The organism is Bacteroidota bacterium (assembly GCA_016713925.1).
Taxonomy (GTDB): domain Bacteria; phylum Bacteroidota; class Bacteroidia; order AKYH767-A; family OLB10; genus JAJTFW01.
On sequence record JADJOH010000008.1, the window covers coordinates 837,055 to 851,857 of the forward strand.

11 protein-coding genes and 1 tRNA gene are annotated in these 14,803 nt (G+C 40.5%); 8 read left to right on the forward strand and 4 right to left on the reverse strand.

The genetic code is table 11. The features are described from left to right. The first annotated feature begins 65 nt into the window (after positions 1 to 65). From IPJ86_17410 to IPJ86_17440, 7 genes are all read left to right on the forward strand, one after another. Positions 66 to 149: transfer RNA gene (locus tag IPJ86_17410), tRNA-Leu, on the forward strand. 547 nt (positions 150 to 696) lie between these two features. Beyond that, positions 697 to 2,406, forward strand: a complete 1,710-nt coding sequence (locus tag IPJ86_17415; GenBank protein ID MBK7888999.1) for a multicopper oxidase domain-containing protein — start codon at positions 697 to 699, stop codon at positions 2,404 to 2,406. 112 nt (positions 2,407 to 2,518) lie between these two features. Next, positions 2,519 to 3,151 (forward strand): DUF2202 domain-containing protein, encoded by a 633-nt coding sequence (locus IPJ86_17420; protein ID MBK7889000.1) that lies wholly within the window; start codon positions 2,519 to 2,521, stop codon positions 3,149 to 3,151. A 282-nt stretch (positions 3,152 to 3,433) separates the two neighbouring features. Then, a complete protein-coding gene (locus tag IPJ86_17425; protein ID MBK7889001.1) occupies positions 3,434 to 4,369 on the forward strand; it encodes a ribose-phosphate pyrophosphokinase in 936 nt (311 codons plus the stop codon). A gap of 14 nt (positions 4,370 to 4,383) precedes the next feature. Next, on the forward strand, positions 4,384 to 4,962 hold the full coding sequence (locus tag IPJ86_17430) for a 50S ribosomal protein L25/general stress protein Ctc (protein ID MBK7889002.1): 579 nt from the start codon (positions 4,384 to 4,386) through the stop codon (positions 4,960 to 4,962). A 118-nt stretch (positions 4,963 to 5,080) separates the two neighbouring features. Next, complete coding sequence (locus IPJ86_17435; protein MBK7889003.1) at positions 5,081 to 5,644, forward strand: aminoacyl-tRNA hydrolase; 564 nt, start codon at positions 5,081 to 5,083, stop codon at positions 5,642 to 5,644. Between the two features lie 48 nt (positions 5,645 to 5,692). Next, positions 5,693 to 6,055 carry a T9SS type A sorting domain-containing protein gene (locus IPJ86_17440; protein ID MBK7889004.1) on the forward strand — a complete coding sequence of 121 codons (363 nt, stop codon included), beginning with the start codon at positions 5,693 to 5,695 and terminating at the stop codon, positions 6,053 to 6,055. Between the two features lie 606 nt (positions 6,056 to 6,661). On the opposite strand, the gene tnpA is transcribed toward IPJ86_17440, so the two are convergent. Next, positions 6,662 to 7,132 carry an IS200/IS605 family transposase gene (gene tnpA, locus IPJ86_17445; protein ID MBK7889005.1) on the reverse strand — a complete coding sequence of 157 codons (471 nt, stop codon included), beginning with the start codon at positions 7,130 to 7,132 and terminating at the stop codon, positions 6,662 to 6,664. Between the two features lie 887 nt (positions 7,133 to 8,019). After that, positions 8,020 to 9,774 carry an aspartate--tRNA ligase gene (gene aspS, locus IPJ86_17450; GenBank protein ID MBK7889006.1) on the reverse strand — a complete coding sequence of 585 codons (1,755 nt, stop codon included), beginning with the start codon at positions 9,772 to 9,774 and terminating at the stop codon, positions 8,020 to 8,022. A gap of 39 nt (positions 9,775 to 9,813) precedes the next feature. Between aspS and IPJ86_17455 the strand changes: the two genes are divergently transcribed. After that, on the forward strand, positions 9,814 to 12,228 hold the full coding sequence (locus IPJ86_17455; protein MBK7889007.1) for a hypothetical protein: 2,415 nt from the start codon (positions 9,814 to 9,816) through the stop codon (positions 12,226 to 12,228). Positions 12,229 to 12,244: 16 nt separating this feature from the next. On the opposite strand, the gene IPJ86_17460 is transcribed toward IPJ86_17455, so the two are convergent. Then, positions 12,245 to 13,324: a hypothetical protein gene (locus IPJ86_17460; GenBank protein MBK7889008.1), complete on the reverse strand. Its 1,080-nt coding sequence runs from the start codon at positions 13,322 to 13,324 to the stop codon at positions 12,245 to 12,247. Between the two features lie 2 nt (positions 13,325 to 13,326). Beyond that, positions 13,327 to 14,736 (reverse strand): MBOAT family protein, encoded by a 1,410-nt coding sequence (locus tag IPJ86_17465; protein ID MBK7889009.1) that lies wholly within the window; start codon positions 14,734 to 14,736, stop codon positions 13,327 to 13,329. Between the last annotated feature and the right edge of the window lie 67 nt (positions 14,737 to 14,803).

The window sequence follows — 14,803 nt, forward strand, 5'->3', positions numbered from 1 at the left end:
CGTGTTGGTATTTTGAAATCCGGTCAATTCCATTTTTTTATATCTTTGCCCTCCCTATAGGGAAAGCCCGGATGGCGGAATTGGTAGACGCGCTGGTCTCAAACACCTGTGCCTTCACTGGCATGCCGGTTCGACTCCGGCTCCGGGTACACTGAAAATGAGGTAGTTATAATTTTATTAATTATCTCATTTTCTTTTTTTTCCTACCCAAAAGTCGACGTGAATAATCCAATGAACAGGTTTTTTCATTCCAAAATAGTTTATTGCTCAAATCCTTTTACATTGTTTGATATTAATAGCGTATGTCCGCTAATTCCTTCTCCTATTCACTATATTATTTTTCTTTATGAAATGATTTGAGAACCTTGCCAAAGTGGAAAGTAATGCCGGTTCTTAAGGAAGCTCATGAATTACTTCAAGATGTCAATATCCACTGATTATATCGACCTCTCTCCTGTAGCAAAGGCAAATGTATCATGTATAAAAATCGAATGAGTCTTTCATTGGAATATTGAATTAGACATATAGTTTTTTAAATCGATACTCATCTTATCAAAGTAGATGTATGTAACAAATGTTTCAGAAGGATACTTCTGCCGGTGCTACTTTTGTAGAGGTAGCTTGATACCAGATCTTCTTGAATTACAGCTTCCAAATTCATAGAACCTCTAACCCCCAACGATGACCATGAAGAAAATGAGCGCTATATTTCTGATTTTTTTTAGTTTTATCTACTCTTCAAAATCTCAAAATCTTTTGGGAATTCCTGATACACTTTCAGGATCAAATATCATCTTGAATATTTACGATACGAGCCATGTGTTTTACCCCGGATTCACAACAAATACTTTTGGTGTCAATGGCAGTTACCTGGGTCCAACGTTATTGTTGAACAGGGGAGACTCAGTAAGTATTAATGTTGTAAATAATCTGATGGATACCACCACTATTCACTGGCACGGTATGCATGTGTCGGCAATGAATGACGGTGGTCCGCATATGGTAATTCCTCCCGGAACGATTTGGAATCCGGGTTTTACTGTCCGGGATCATGCGTCTACGTATTGGTATCATCCCCATTTACATATGATGACCAATTTGCACGCTTCGTTGGGAGCAGCGGGTGTGGTTATTGTTCGGGACTCAGTGGAGAGTGCACTTAATCTGCCACGAACTTACGGTATAGATGACTTTCCGTTGGTGATTCAATCCAAATGCTTCGATGCAGCGAAACAGATAATTGTAAATAATGCTTCGGATAGTGTGATGATGGTAAATGGAACTATCGATCCATACCTCCCCGTTCCTGCGCAAATGGTTAGGTTTCGTTTGCTGAATGCCTCTTCAGAGCGGGTTTATAATTTGGGTTTGCAGGGAAATCAATCCTTTTATCAAATAGGCAGCGATGGAGGTTTGTTGGATGCTCCGGTAATTTTAACCCGCCTGCGACTTGCTCCCGGAGAGCGGGCAGAAATCCTAATTGATTTTGGCGGTATGTTGGGTCAATCGGTTTATCTGCTCAGCTATGCAAATGAACTTCCCGCTGCGATTTATGGGGCGACACAACCGGGAATGGGGCCCGGACAAACGATTCCGGGATATACTTCAAACGTTTTAAACGGTGCAAATTTTAACATCATTCAATTTAATGTGGTCGCTCCAACTGCCTCACCAATTACAACAACTCCCTCCACTTTGATTCCCAATACACCCTGGTTGGTTGCATCTGCAAATGCATTTAAGACACTCACTTTTTCACCTGTCAATATGGGACCTACTGCCATTCAGGGACCATTTCTGATTAACAATACTTCGTTTGACATGAATGTGGTCAATTATTCAATACCACTTGATAATATTGAAGTATGTACTTTGACGAATCAATCTCCAATTGCTCATCCGTTTCATATTCATGATGTGCAATTTTATATTACAGAAATAAATGGACTACTTCCTCCTGTAAATTTAGCGGGGAGAAAGGATGTCGTTCTTGTTCCTGCTATGCAAACCATAAAGTTCATTACGAAATTTGAAACATTCTGCGATTCAATGGCAAGCTACATGTATCATTGTCATATGTTGCCACATGAAGACGAAGGAATGATGGGGCAATTTATCGTGAGTTGTCCGGCTACCGTTGGAGTGAATGAGATGCAAGATAATAGCGAAGCGGTTTCTTTATTTCCGAATCCTGCTATTGGTAATGTTTCCATTAAAACCAATTCTGTCTCAAGAATAGAAAGAGTGAAATTGTACGATTATTCCGGGCGATTGATTATGCAGTTTGAAGAAATTAATAATGAAAATTATTCATTGGATATTAATACAATTGATGCAGGGATTTACGTAGCTGAAATCAGCACGAACCATCATACATTTATAAAGAAACTTAGTGTGTTAAAGTAAAGCCATTGAGGAGAAGATGAAATGCATTGATATTAATCATCTTTCAACTGTAACTGAAGTAACATAAATCCGGGCGTGCTCATGGTACTTTTATGAAATAAAATTCTTGATCATGAAAACACTACTTATTATTGCAACTGCCGGGCTGATGGGTTTCAGTTCCTGTAAAAAAGATGACAATGAAAATAATAATGTTTCTGCCGTTTCAATTAGCACGCAGGAAAAATCAGATTTGATTTTCCTGAGGGAAGAAGAGAAATTGGCACATGATGTTTATGTGTATGCATTCAACAAGTATGGTGTAACTGTTTTCAATAATATTAGTGCAAGTGAAGCATCGCATATGTCATCGGTTTTAAATCTATTGAATAAATATTCTATTGAAGACCCGGTTAAAAGTAATGGTCCGGGTGTTTTTGTAAATACAACTCTACAGCAGTTGTACAATGATCTGATCTTACAAGTAGATGTATCACTGATTAAGGCATTGGAAGCAGGTGCAACAATTGAAGATCTCGATATCTCTGACATCCAAACCTTTTATAGGAATACATCTAAATCCGATTTGATTCAGGTGTATGATGCACTGACCTGCGGATCAAGGAATCATATTAAAGCTTTTACCTCTCAATTGACCAGTCAGGGTGTTACTTATATTCCGCAATACCTGACCCAATCAACTTATGATTCCATTTTAGCGCTTCCTCATGAACAATGCGGTAATGGAATGAGATTTAGAAAATAGTTGAAGGCTGATCCATTGCGTTTAGAAAAGGGGGCTGTAGAAATCAGCCTCCTTTTGTAATACTACGGTCCGGAATCGTACGCAGTTCATGGTTAAAGCTGAAGCTAGATTAATATCAAAATAGCTAATTTACAATCAATTACATTAAGAAATTTGAAGTTTAAATCCTGATTTTATAGCGAATTGGAAACTTTGTAATATTTTCAACAGGGGAATGTTTATTCATTTTGATAAACGGGTTATTTTTAGTTTCTTTGCAGCCCTTTTAAGGAAAGGAAAAACATGGCGCGGCAGGTAAAAATATTCTCAGGAACAGCTTCACGATATCTCGCTGAGCAAATAGCAGATTGCTATGGTGCTCCGCTGGGTGATGTAAAAGTGGCCCGATTCAATGACGGTGAGTTTTCTCCCTCATTTGACGAAAGTGTTCGTGGTTGCGATGTTTTTATAATCCAAAGTACGTTTTCACCTACCGATAATCTTTTTGAATTACTTATGCTGATTGATGCAGCCAAACGTGCCTCTGCTCATTATATAACCGCCGTGATTCCTTATTTCGGTTATGCCAGAAGTGATCGAAAGGATAAACCCAGGGTAGCTATTGCTTCTAAGTTGGTAGCCAATCTTTTAACAGCTGCCGGTGTGACCAGGGTAATGACCATGGATCTGCATGCACCACAAATTCAGGGCTTTTTTGATGTTCCTGTGGATCATATGGATGCCTCCGCCATTTTCGTCCCCTATATGAAGAGTCTTAACTTGCCCAATATTATGATTTGTGCTCCGGATATGGGCGGTGTGCACAGGGCTCGTACCTATGCATCTTACTTCAGTGCCGACATGGCGATTATTGATAAGCACCGTAAAAGGGCCAACGAAATTGAAGGAATGCAATTGATAGGGGATGTCTCCGGTCGTGATTGTATTCTTGTAGACGATATTGTAGACACTGCCGGAACACTCACCAAAGCCGCCAGTTTGCTGATTGACAATGGTGCTGCAAGCGTTCGTGCTTTCTGTACACATCCTGTCCTAAGCGGTCAATCCTACGAACGAATTGCAGACTCTCATCTAACTGAAATAGTCGTTTGCGATACCATTCCACTTCGCAAGCCTGCTGTAAAAATTAAACAACTCCCTACGGCTGCACTCTTCGCTAAAGCGATTCAAAGAGTGTATTCCTATGAATCCATTAGCTCACTCTTTGTTAAAGCATAATACAATACCTAGCAATGAAAACGATTGAAATCAAAGGTTCAAAACGGTCAGATTTGACCAAGCAATCTGTAAAAGCACTTCGCAACAGCGAACATGTACCTTGCGTACTTTATGGTGGAGCAGAACCTGTACACTTCTCAGCCCATCTCGCTGACTTCAAACATCTTGTTTATACACCCGATGTATACCTCGTGAAACTTATCGTTGATGGTAAGGAATATATGAGCATGATGCAGGACATTCAGTTTCATCCGGTGAATGACATCATTCAGCACATCGACTTTCTGGAAGTTACGAATGATAAGCCGGTAACTATCAATATTCCAATCAAATTCAGCGGAGCTTCTGAAGGTGTAAAACAAGGTGGTAAGTTGGTAACCAAAGTGCGTCGCTTGAAAGTGAAAGCATTGCCAGCAGCCCTTCCTGACTTTATTTCAGTTGATATTACTCCTCTTAAAATAGGTGGTAACATTCGTGTGCGTGATCTCACTACTACAGGCGTTACTTTCCTTGATTCTCCATCTAACGTGATTGTTGGAGTTCGTATCACACGGAATGTGGCTGCTGCTGAAGCTACTGCTGAGAAGAAATAATACCCTTATTTAACCCTTATCCATTCCATGAATATGTAAGGGTTGGAAGATAAAATTATAATCTCAACCAGGAGGAACCCTAAATAGGTTCCTTTTGGTGTTTAATATAGGTTACAAAGTGAAATACCTCATAGCAGGACTCGGAAATATTGGTCCCGATTATATTCATACCCGTCATAATATTGGTTTTGATGTGGCAGATAGCTTGGCTAAGTCACTGGAAGTCAATTTCTCCAATGATAAGAAGGCATGGGTTGCAGAAGCGCGTTATAAAAGCAGGTCCTTGGTCATCATCAAACCAACCACTTTTATGAATCTGAGCGGAGAAGCTGTAAGATATTGGTTGACAACTCAAAAAATCCCCCAAGAAAACCTTATCATTGTAACAGACGATATTGCCTTACCGTTTGGAAGTCTTCGGTTAAGACCTTCCGGGGGAGCAGCCGGTCACAATGGATTAACAAGTATTATCGATTGTTTGCAAAATGAAAAATTTGCCCGTTTGCGGTTCGGAATTGGGAGTAACTTTCCCAAAGGGAGACAATCTGATTATGTATTAGGGCATTGGACAGGAGAAGAAGCAGCAGTTTTACCCGAAAAGATAAAGCTTGCTGAAGAAATTGTGAAGGGTTTTGTCGCTATAGGTATTCAGCAGACCATGAATATATATAATAATAAGTAACGGCAGGATATTTGCGACGTACACATAACATATAAAACAAGGATGCCCATGAAACGCATCATCTACGCTCTGCTTCTTGGAAGCTTCTTAATTCTACAAATCAACACAGCTTTCGCACAAGCGGATGCCGGTGAACAGCGGTTGGCTACCAATCAAAAGGAAACTTCAATTTCTTTATTTCCGATGCCAGCCAACGGAACATTGCACATTGCATTTAATAAAGCCATTGTTGAATCTCCATCCGTTGTGATTTATGATATGATTGGAAACAGGATAGAAAATATTTCTCTCGAGCGTGAAGCTACCGGTTCCTTCACCATCAATCTCACCGGTAAACGCCCCGGATTTTATTTCATAAAAGTACAAACCGGAGAGGAAACATTTTCACGACGTATAACAGTTACGCCATAACGAAGAAATTAAAATTCAGTAAAAGTCGTACCGAATAGTGCGGCTTTTTTATAACTTATTTCTATTGCAATAAATCACTCAAATCTTGGTAAAAAAGTCTATTGTAATCTTCATCAAGGCAACATAGTTCCAGCCCCATAGGGGCGCCATTATTATAGCCCCATCAAGGCAACATAGTTCCAGCCCCATAGGGGCGCCATTATTATAGCACCATCAAGGCAACATAGTTCCAGCCCCATAGGGGCGTCATTATTATAGCCCCATCAAGGCAACATAGTTCCAGCCCCATAGGGGCGCCATTATTATAGCCCCATAAGGGCGTCATTATTATAGCACCATCAAGGCAACATAGTTCCAGCCCCATTGGGGCGCCATTATTATAGCCCCATAGGGGCGTCATTATTATAGCACCATCAAGGCAACATAGTTCCAGCCCCATAGTGGCGCCATTATTATAGCACCATCAAGGCAACATAGTTCCAGCCCCATAGGGGCGCCATTATTATAGCACCATAGGGACGTCATTTAATATGAATGAACAGGTTTTCCCGTCAAAAGAAATTTCAATGATTTTTTAAATGATTGATCGGGACAATAATTTTTTTTCTATTCATGTTCTTCTATCCAGTTAAAAAGATACTTCTTATCATGTAAAATATTGTGTTCATGTAAAAGATTTAAATATTCTTCTCTAAATTTAATATTCTTATGATGCAATTCCTGATTCAAGATATAATTATAGACGCGTTCAATTTGCGAATGATTATATGAAAAGGCCCCAAACCCTTCTTGCCAGGAAAATTTTCCTTGAATATAATTTCGATCATTGATAAAATTTGTAGAACAAGCTTTGATATCCCTGACCAGGTTAGATATTGCCATACTTGGTTTTAGTCCAATAAAGGCATGAATATGATCCGGCATTCCGTTTACGATTATTGATTTTTGACCATTTCCTTCAATGATGCCGGAAATGTATTTGTTTAATTCATCCTTCCATTCTTTTTTAATTAAATTTTTTCGTGCTGAAACTGTAAATACAACTTGAATGTAGATTTGTGAATAGGTGTTTGCCATAAATTTTAATTTGATTTGTTTAATAATACTAATCCTGTCGCCTATAATCCTTTCGCCCCTATGGGGCTACTTGTTGATGGTGACTATCATCTATAATCCTGTCGCCCCTATGGGGCTACTTGTTGATGGTGACTATCATCTATAATCCTGTCGCCCCTATGGGGCTACTTGTTGATGGTGACTATCATCTATAATCCTTTCGCCCCTATGGGGCTACTTGTTGATGGTGACTATCATCTATAATCCTTTCGCCCCTATGGGGCTACTTGTTGATGGTGACTATCATCTATAATCCTTTCGCCCCTATGGGGCTACTTGTTGATGGTGACTATCATCTATAATCCTGTCGCCCCTATGGGGCTACTTGTTGATGGTGACTATCATCTATAATCCTGTCGCCCCTATGGGGCTACCGTTGTATCGGATCTACGATGCTATAATCCTGTCGCCCCTATAATCCTGTCGCCCCTATAATCCTGTCGCCCCTACGGGGCTACCGTTGTGTCGGATCTACGATGCTATAATCCTGTCGCCCTTACGTTTTACGGTGTATTTTTATGGATTTTGCAAATGTATTGTGCCTAAAAGGGTTATTCGATTAATAAATATTTATATTCGGATACAAATGATTAACTCAAATCTTTAAATTGAAATATTACACCAGTCTGCTTAGATGCTCTTAACAAGGAACTTTATTAAAATTGGTTTAAAATATTTAGATTTTCCTGCTAAGCCTTCATACCAAAGCTAAACCTCATTTAAAGTAAAAAGGTTGTCATTATTTTGACAACCCTTTTATAAAATTCGAAATAATTACTAAAATTTTCAATCTTGTGTGAATAGAGAAACTGGCATTCATATCAAAAAATATTCTGCGAAAACTCCCTCTACTTATCTCCCCCTTTCACATCAATTCCCAATTCTTTTAATTGTTCCGCATGTATGACCGATGGTGCATCGATCATTACATCTCTGCCGGAATTGTTTTTTGGAAAAGCAATGAAATCCCTGATGCCTTCCGCTCCTCCGAATAATGAACATAACCGATCGAAACCAAATGCAATTCCTCCATGTGGTGGTGCCCCGAATTCAAACGCGTTCATCAAAAATCCAAATTGTGCCTGTGCATCTTCATCGCTAAACCCGAGAATGCGGAACATTTTTTTCTGCAGGTCTTTGTTAAAAATCCGAATACTTCCACCACCCACTTCAACACCGTTGATCACCATGTCATAGGCGTTGGCCCTGACTTTCCCGGGATTACTTTCCAGTAAAGCAATATCTTCAGCTAATGGACTGGTGAACGGATGGTGCATGGCAAACCACCTGCCTACCTCTTCTCCATACTCGAGCAAAGGAAAATCTAAGACCCATAAACATTGGAAGTTGTCTTTGTTTCTTAATCCGAAACACGTACCCATCTCCAATCGTAGTTCACTTAAAGCTTTCCTTGTTTTATTGGCTTCACCGGCAAGGATTAACAAAAGGTCTCCCGGTTCTGCTCCCATCGCTTCCGCCCATTTCTTAAGGTCTTCCGGAGCGTAAAATTTATCTACACTGGATTTAATGCTTCCGTCAGCTCCTATTTTAGCATATACGAGACCGTTAGCTCCTACCTGGGGCTTCTTCACAAAATCTGTTAACTCATCGGTCTGCTTGCGGGTGTATTCCGAACAGCCTTTTGCACATATTCCCACTACCAACTCTGCATCATCAAAAACCTTGAAGCCTTTTCCTTTTACGCGTGCTGTCAGCTCACAAAACTTCATCTCAAAACGAGTGTCCGGCTTGTCGTTTCCATAATTGGTCATGGCATCGGCATAACTCATCCTCGGCAACTCGCCCAAATCAATGCCTTTTACCGTTTTGAAAAGATGGCGTACCAGTCCTTCGAATGTATTCAAAATATCCTCTCTTTCAATGAAACTCATCTCACAATCAATCTGTGTAAACTCCGGTTGTCGGTCAGCGCGTAAGTCTTCATCACGAAAGCATTTTACGATTTGGTAATAGCGATCGAAACCCGCTACCATCAGGAGTTGCTTAAACGTTTGCGGGGATTGAGGCAATGCGTAAAACTGTCCCTGATTCATGCGTGAGGGCACCACAAAATCTCTGGCTCCTTCCGGCGTTGATTTGATGAGAACCGGCGTCTCCACTTCCAGAAATTTCTGTTTGTCGAGGTAGTTTCGGGTTTCAATGGCCATCCGATGGCGAAGTTCCAGATTGGCGCGTACATTGTTTCGGCGCAAATCCAGATAACGGTATTTCATCCGCAGGTCATCACCTCCATCCGTTTGGTCTTCAATAGTAAAAGGTGGGGTGGAGGCAACGTTAAGGACTTCTACATCATCAACAATTATTTCAATGTCTCCGGTCGGCATTTTGGCATTTTTACTCTCCCGTTCTTTGACGATTCCTTGTATTTTGATGACATATTCGCGGCCTAGTTTACGGGCAGCTTCACAAATCACCGGGTTGGTTTCCATGTTGAAAGCCAATTGGGTAAGGCCGTAACGGTCACGTAAATCAATGAAAGTCATGCCTCCCAGATCTCTGGATCGCTGTACCCATCCACAAAGTGTAACCCGGTTGCCGTTATCGCTAAGTCGTAATTCTCCGCAAGTATGTGTTCTAAGCATAAAGATTTTTCTTTAAGGCTACGAATTTAGCAGGATTCAATGGATCATCCATCTGTTTCCACTATAAGTTATCTCTCATTTTATGATCTTTGGCTTGCAATAATTGACCAATCCGGGAGTTATCTTAGCTCCAAGACTTGTATGACCCGATTTACACTATCCGTTATCATCCTGTTTCTGACGCGATTTACCGCTTCTTCCCAGCCTTTTGCAATTGGTAATTGGCAGGAACATCTTCCCTACCTTGCCGGAAAAGCCGTTGCAGTATCTGATGCCCGGGTATATTGCGCCACAGATGATGGTCTGTTTGCTTATCAGAAAAGTGATCAAAGTCTGGTCCGTTTTTCACGATTATCCGGATTAAATGATTTTGGAATTCGTACGATAGCTTATAGTAAACAGTATAAAGTCTTAATCATCGCTTATAACAATACCAATATTGATTTGCTGTATGACGATGACCACATGTTGAATATGAGTGATATTAAGCGAAAAAATATTCCCGGCGGAAAGGTGATCAATAAAGTGAGTATTGATGGTCGTTATGTTTATCTCTCCTGTGGTTTTGGTATCGTGGTCATTGATCTCGAAAGAAAAGAAATAAAGGATACATATTATATTTCAAATGCCAGTGCCGCGCCGGAAGTGTTGGACGTAGCTGCTGACGCGAGTTGGTTGTATGCTGCTGCAGAAGATGGAGTGTACAGAGCAGCCATTAATGATCCGCTGCTGTCTAACTACAGTGCATGGACGAAAATCATTAGTGATACGGGAAATGCAGGTAGTTTTAATCAGGCTGAAATTTTTAATACAATTCTTTTTGTCAATTATAGTAAAACAACCGGAGATACATTGCTCGCCTGGAATGGTGCATGGGGCGTTGGTCTGCCGGTAGAATTACAGCAACCACAGGCAAAGCGAAATATTTTCACTGATAATGGACGGTTATATGTTACCGAAGCCACAGCGTTAAGTGTATACGACAATGCGCTGGTTCGAATTAAGTTAATTGATGGAACGACCATTCCCAATCCTGATTTTAGTGATGGCATGGAAGATGCTGCCGGTGATGTGTGGCTGGCGGAGAAGACCCGTGGACTTTTAAGTGTTAACGGTACTGGATATGAGAAGTTTCTTCCTGTTGGACCAAATTCTTCCAGAATCACAGCTATGCAGGTGGTGGATGGAATGCTTTGGGTCATGCATGGTCCACGTACCCGCGGATGGCGAAATGGGTACCAGTACGATGGTTTCTCAAAGTTTAATTCGGGTTCATGGCTTTCATTTGATGGGAAGGCGGCTCAAACTCCATTTATCTTCCAGTATAATTTATATGATAATTTAAGTCTGGCTGTTGATCCTTCCGATAAGAATCACCTCTTTATAGGGTCGGCAGGTTCGGGTTTGTTTGAGTTTAAAAATGATCAGGTCATTGCTCATTATGATACCACCAATTCACCACTGCAGGGACAAGTGGGGAATTTACCGCAATGTCGTGTGCATGGTATCGCCCTCGATAAAGATAGAAATCTCTGGGTGTCGAATGCGGGAGTGGCAAATGTGCTGAAAGTGTTGAAGAATGACGGCACCTGGAAATCTTTTTCGTTTTTAGGAGCCATTAATAGTTACTCTTTAACAGGCGATGTGCTTGTGGATAACAATGGGTTTATATGGATGATAGTTTTTGAAAATACAGGTGGTAAGGAAGGGATACTGGTGTTTAATCCAAATTTTACAATTGATAATACCGGCGATGATCAGTTTGAAATTGCTGAGTTCGGCTCGAACAGGGTGCGTTGTATGGCGATGGATAAAGAAGGAACGATCTGGGCAGGGACAGAAGGTGGTGTGTATGTATTTTATCCTCCATCCACAACACCCCAACAGATATTGATTCGTCAGGATAATTCCTACCAATACCTTCTCGCAGCGGAAACAGTAACTGCCATTGCTGTAGATGGCGCGAATCGTAAATGGATCGGAACAGAGAACGGAGGTCTCTATCTTTTTACTGCCGATGGTCAGAAAGAGGTTTTGCATTTCACGACGGAGAATAGTCCGCTGTTTTCAAATAATATTACGTCTCTTGCCATTGATGGTAAATCCGGTCAGGTATATGTAGGGACCGACAAAGGCCTCATGAGTTATCAGGGAGATGCGCTGGATGCAGGGGAACTGATAGTGGGTTGTGAAGATGTGTTGGTTTATCCCAACCCGGTGAAGAAGGAATACGATGGACCGGTAGCAATTAAAGGAGTAGTGCCCAATGGCGTTTTTAAAATCACTGATATCAATGGTGGACTCGTGTATCAGTCCACAGCGCTTGGTTCACAGGCCATCTGGGATGGGCGAAATTTGCAGGGAGGAAAAGTAAGCACAGGCGTCTATCTCGTTTTTTCATCCGACGCTACCGGAGAAAATACCTGCGTTACGAAGTTGATGTATTTCAGATAAAAATAGTGGTAAATCTTCACAAGGATTTATCCGGATTCTTCTTAAGTATGCTCTTAAGTTCAGTATTGGTTTCGTCAAGCCAGGTTTGTAGTCCTCTAGAATTCCAATGTGTATCGTTAGGTGCATAATACTTTTTGGGGTTGCTTTTGAAGAGGGTATATACGTCGATCTTTTTAAATAGAGAACTATCAACATTGCTTAATAATGGCATGAGCTGATTGTATGCCCCCATGCCGGGATTCACCACGCTTACGGGATTTGGCACAAAGGAGAAATATACTTCATCAAAACCATGGTTCTTATAATGCTCCCTTGTTTTATTTAAAGTGTTGACTATGCGTTGGAATTCCGAACTGTCCATCGGAAAGAAGGCATTTGTTTTATGGTCACCGCTGACCGTTGGTTTATAATAGAGAAAGTGATGCTGTTCATCTACGTATACATCTTTGTTTGTTCTATGAAAAAATTTATAGTTGATATCGCTTTTAATTTCCTTTATGGGATTAAATATTTTGTAGCTGAACAGATTCAGTTCTAAATTTGAATTGATATTCGGATTAAAGAAATGGTCGTTCAGGAATTTGTTTTCCTCTTCTTTTTTATCAGGAGTATTATCGGTTGCTTTTTCCTGTTCCAAATCAGACCTGAAGGTCAAGGGTGCCGTCATTAAACCTATGTCTGCACAGGCATCCCTAACAAACCGTTCTGCCATTTCAATAAGAAGTATGTTCTTTTTTGACGCGTCCGGTTTTTCAATCTTTTGATAGGAGGCATTGTCCCACCATTTTATTTTAATCAGGGAGTCTGTCCCATAAAAATGTTCTTTTTCAACGTGACTGATGAGATAGCTGTCGCAGAAGAGAAATAGTCGAATCTCCTTTTCTTTTGATTCCACTTTCCTGAGGTTGTATTCCAGTGGCATATTGTATGCAGACAGGAAACTCATATTATACAAATCACCCAATCCCCGGTGAGCAACATTAAAAGGACCACCGGTTCGGTACGAAGTAAATGTCTCGGTAATATTGGGGTTGTTGCTTCCATAGTAAACCAAACCGGAGAGCAGTACAATGAATAGTGCGATGGTCTTTTTCATGGCTAGAACTGGAAATAGATGAATTGTTGCAAATTGAAGACGCCAAAGAAATAGCAGAGTAAGAGCAGAATAAAATTGGAAAGGAAGAAGGTGTAGTTGTTCCTCATGGAAGGTGAAGGAAGATATTTATCTTTTATCGCCAAAAGAATAATCAATAGTAAGGAAAAATATATTTCATTGGAGTGAAGGCCGAGCTGTATCACATCAGTCGTCGATATAGAATGGAGTTTCGCATATATCAATCCGGCATCTTCAATACTCCTGGCACGGAACAATACCCAGCTCAAACAGACCAGTGTGAAAGTAATCAGGATAGAGATAGGCTGAAGAAATGAGGAGGTGGAATGCTCAATGCCCATTCTATTTATGAGTTTGTTCTTAATGACAGCCATGCAAAGGAAGAGTCCATGCAAGATTCCCCATGCTAGAAATGTATAATTCGCACCATGCCAAATACCGCTAATTGCGAAAACGATAAGGATGTTTCGCAAATGTTTTCCCATTGAAACTTTATTGCCTCCCAATGAAAAATACAAGTAATCTTTGAACCAGGTCGACAATGAAATATGCCATCTTCGCCAAAACTCTGCAATTGAAGATGCAAAATAGGGGTTTCTGAAATTGTCCATCAGTTTAAATCCCATGATCCTGGCCGAGCCAATCGCAATATCCGCATACCCTGAAAAATCACAGTAAATCTGAAATGCATAAAAAAAAGTTGCCAGTAGTAAGGACAAGCCGCTTTGTTGCGCAGGATCACCATACGCCACATCAACGGCCATCGACAATCGATCTGCAATCACCACTTTTTTAAAAAGACCGAAGAGGATAAGACTTATTCCACTTTTGAATCGTTCAAAATCAAAGTGGTGTTTCTCGTAAAATTGATGCAGTAGATTTTGAGGGCGCTCAATGGGTCCTGCTACCAATTGAGGGTAGAACATGACATACAATGCATATATTCCGAAATGACGTTCTGCCTTTTGATTCCCTCTGTATACCTCAATCGTATAACTCATGGCTTGAAAAGTATGAAATGATAAACCAATAGGTAAGAGAATGCTCAGTGCCGGAAGCAATACCGTTTGATTGGAATCCTGCAAAAGAAAATTTATTTGACCGATGAAAAAGTTGTAATACTTGAAAATGGCAAGGACGCCAATGTTTGCAACAAGACTTAAAATAAGAAACTGCTTTCGTTGTCGCCCGTCAGATTTTTCTATGAGTAAACCGGCAAAGTAATCAATGACAATCGTAAAGGCGAGAATAAAAATATACTCAGGAATAAATGCCATATAAAAAAAGCAACTCGCTGACAGAAGAAGAATCCATCTGTTACGGTGAGGAATGACAAAGTAACACGTAGTTACGAAAATGAAATAAACGAGAAATTGAAGCGAGTTAAATAGCATTTAAACTTTCCCTTGAGAGAGCTAAAAATAGGAATTGCACGGGTAGAGAAACAAAAAAGAGCAGTAT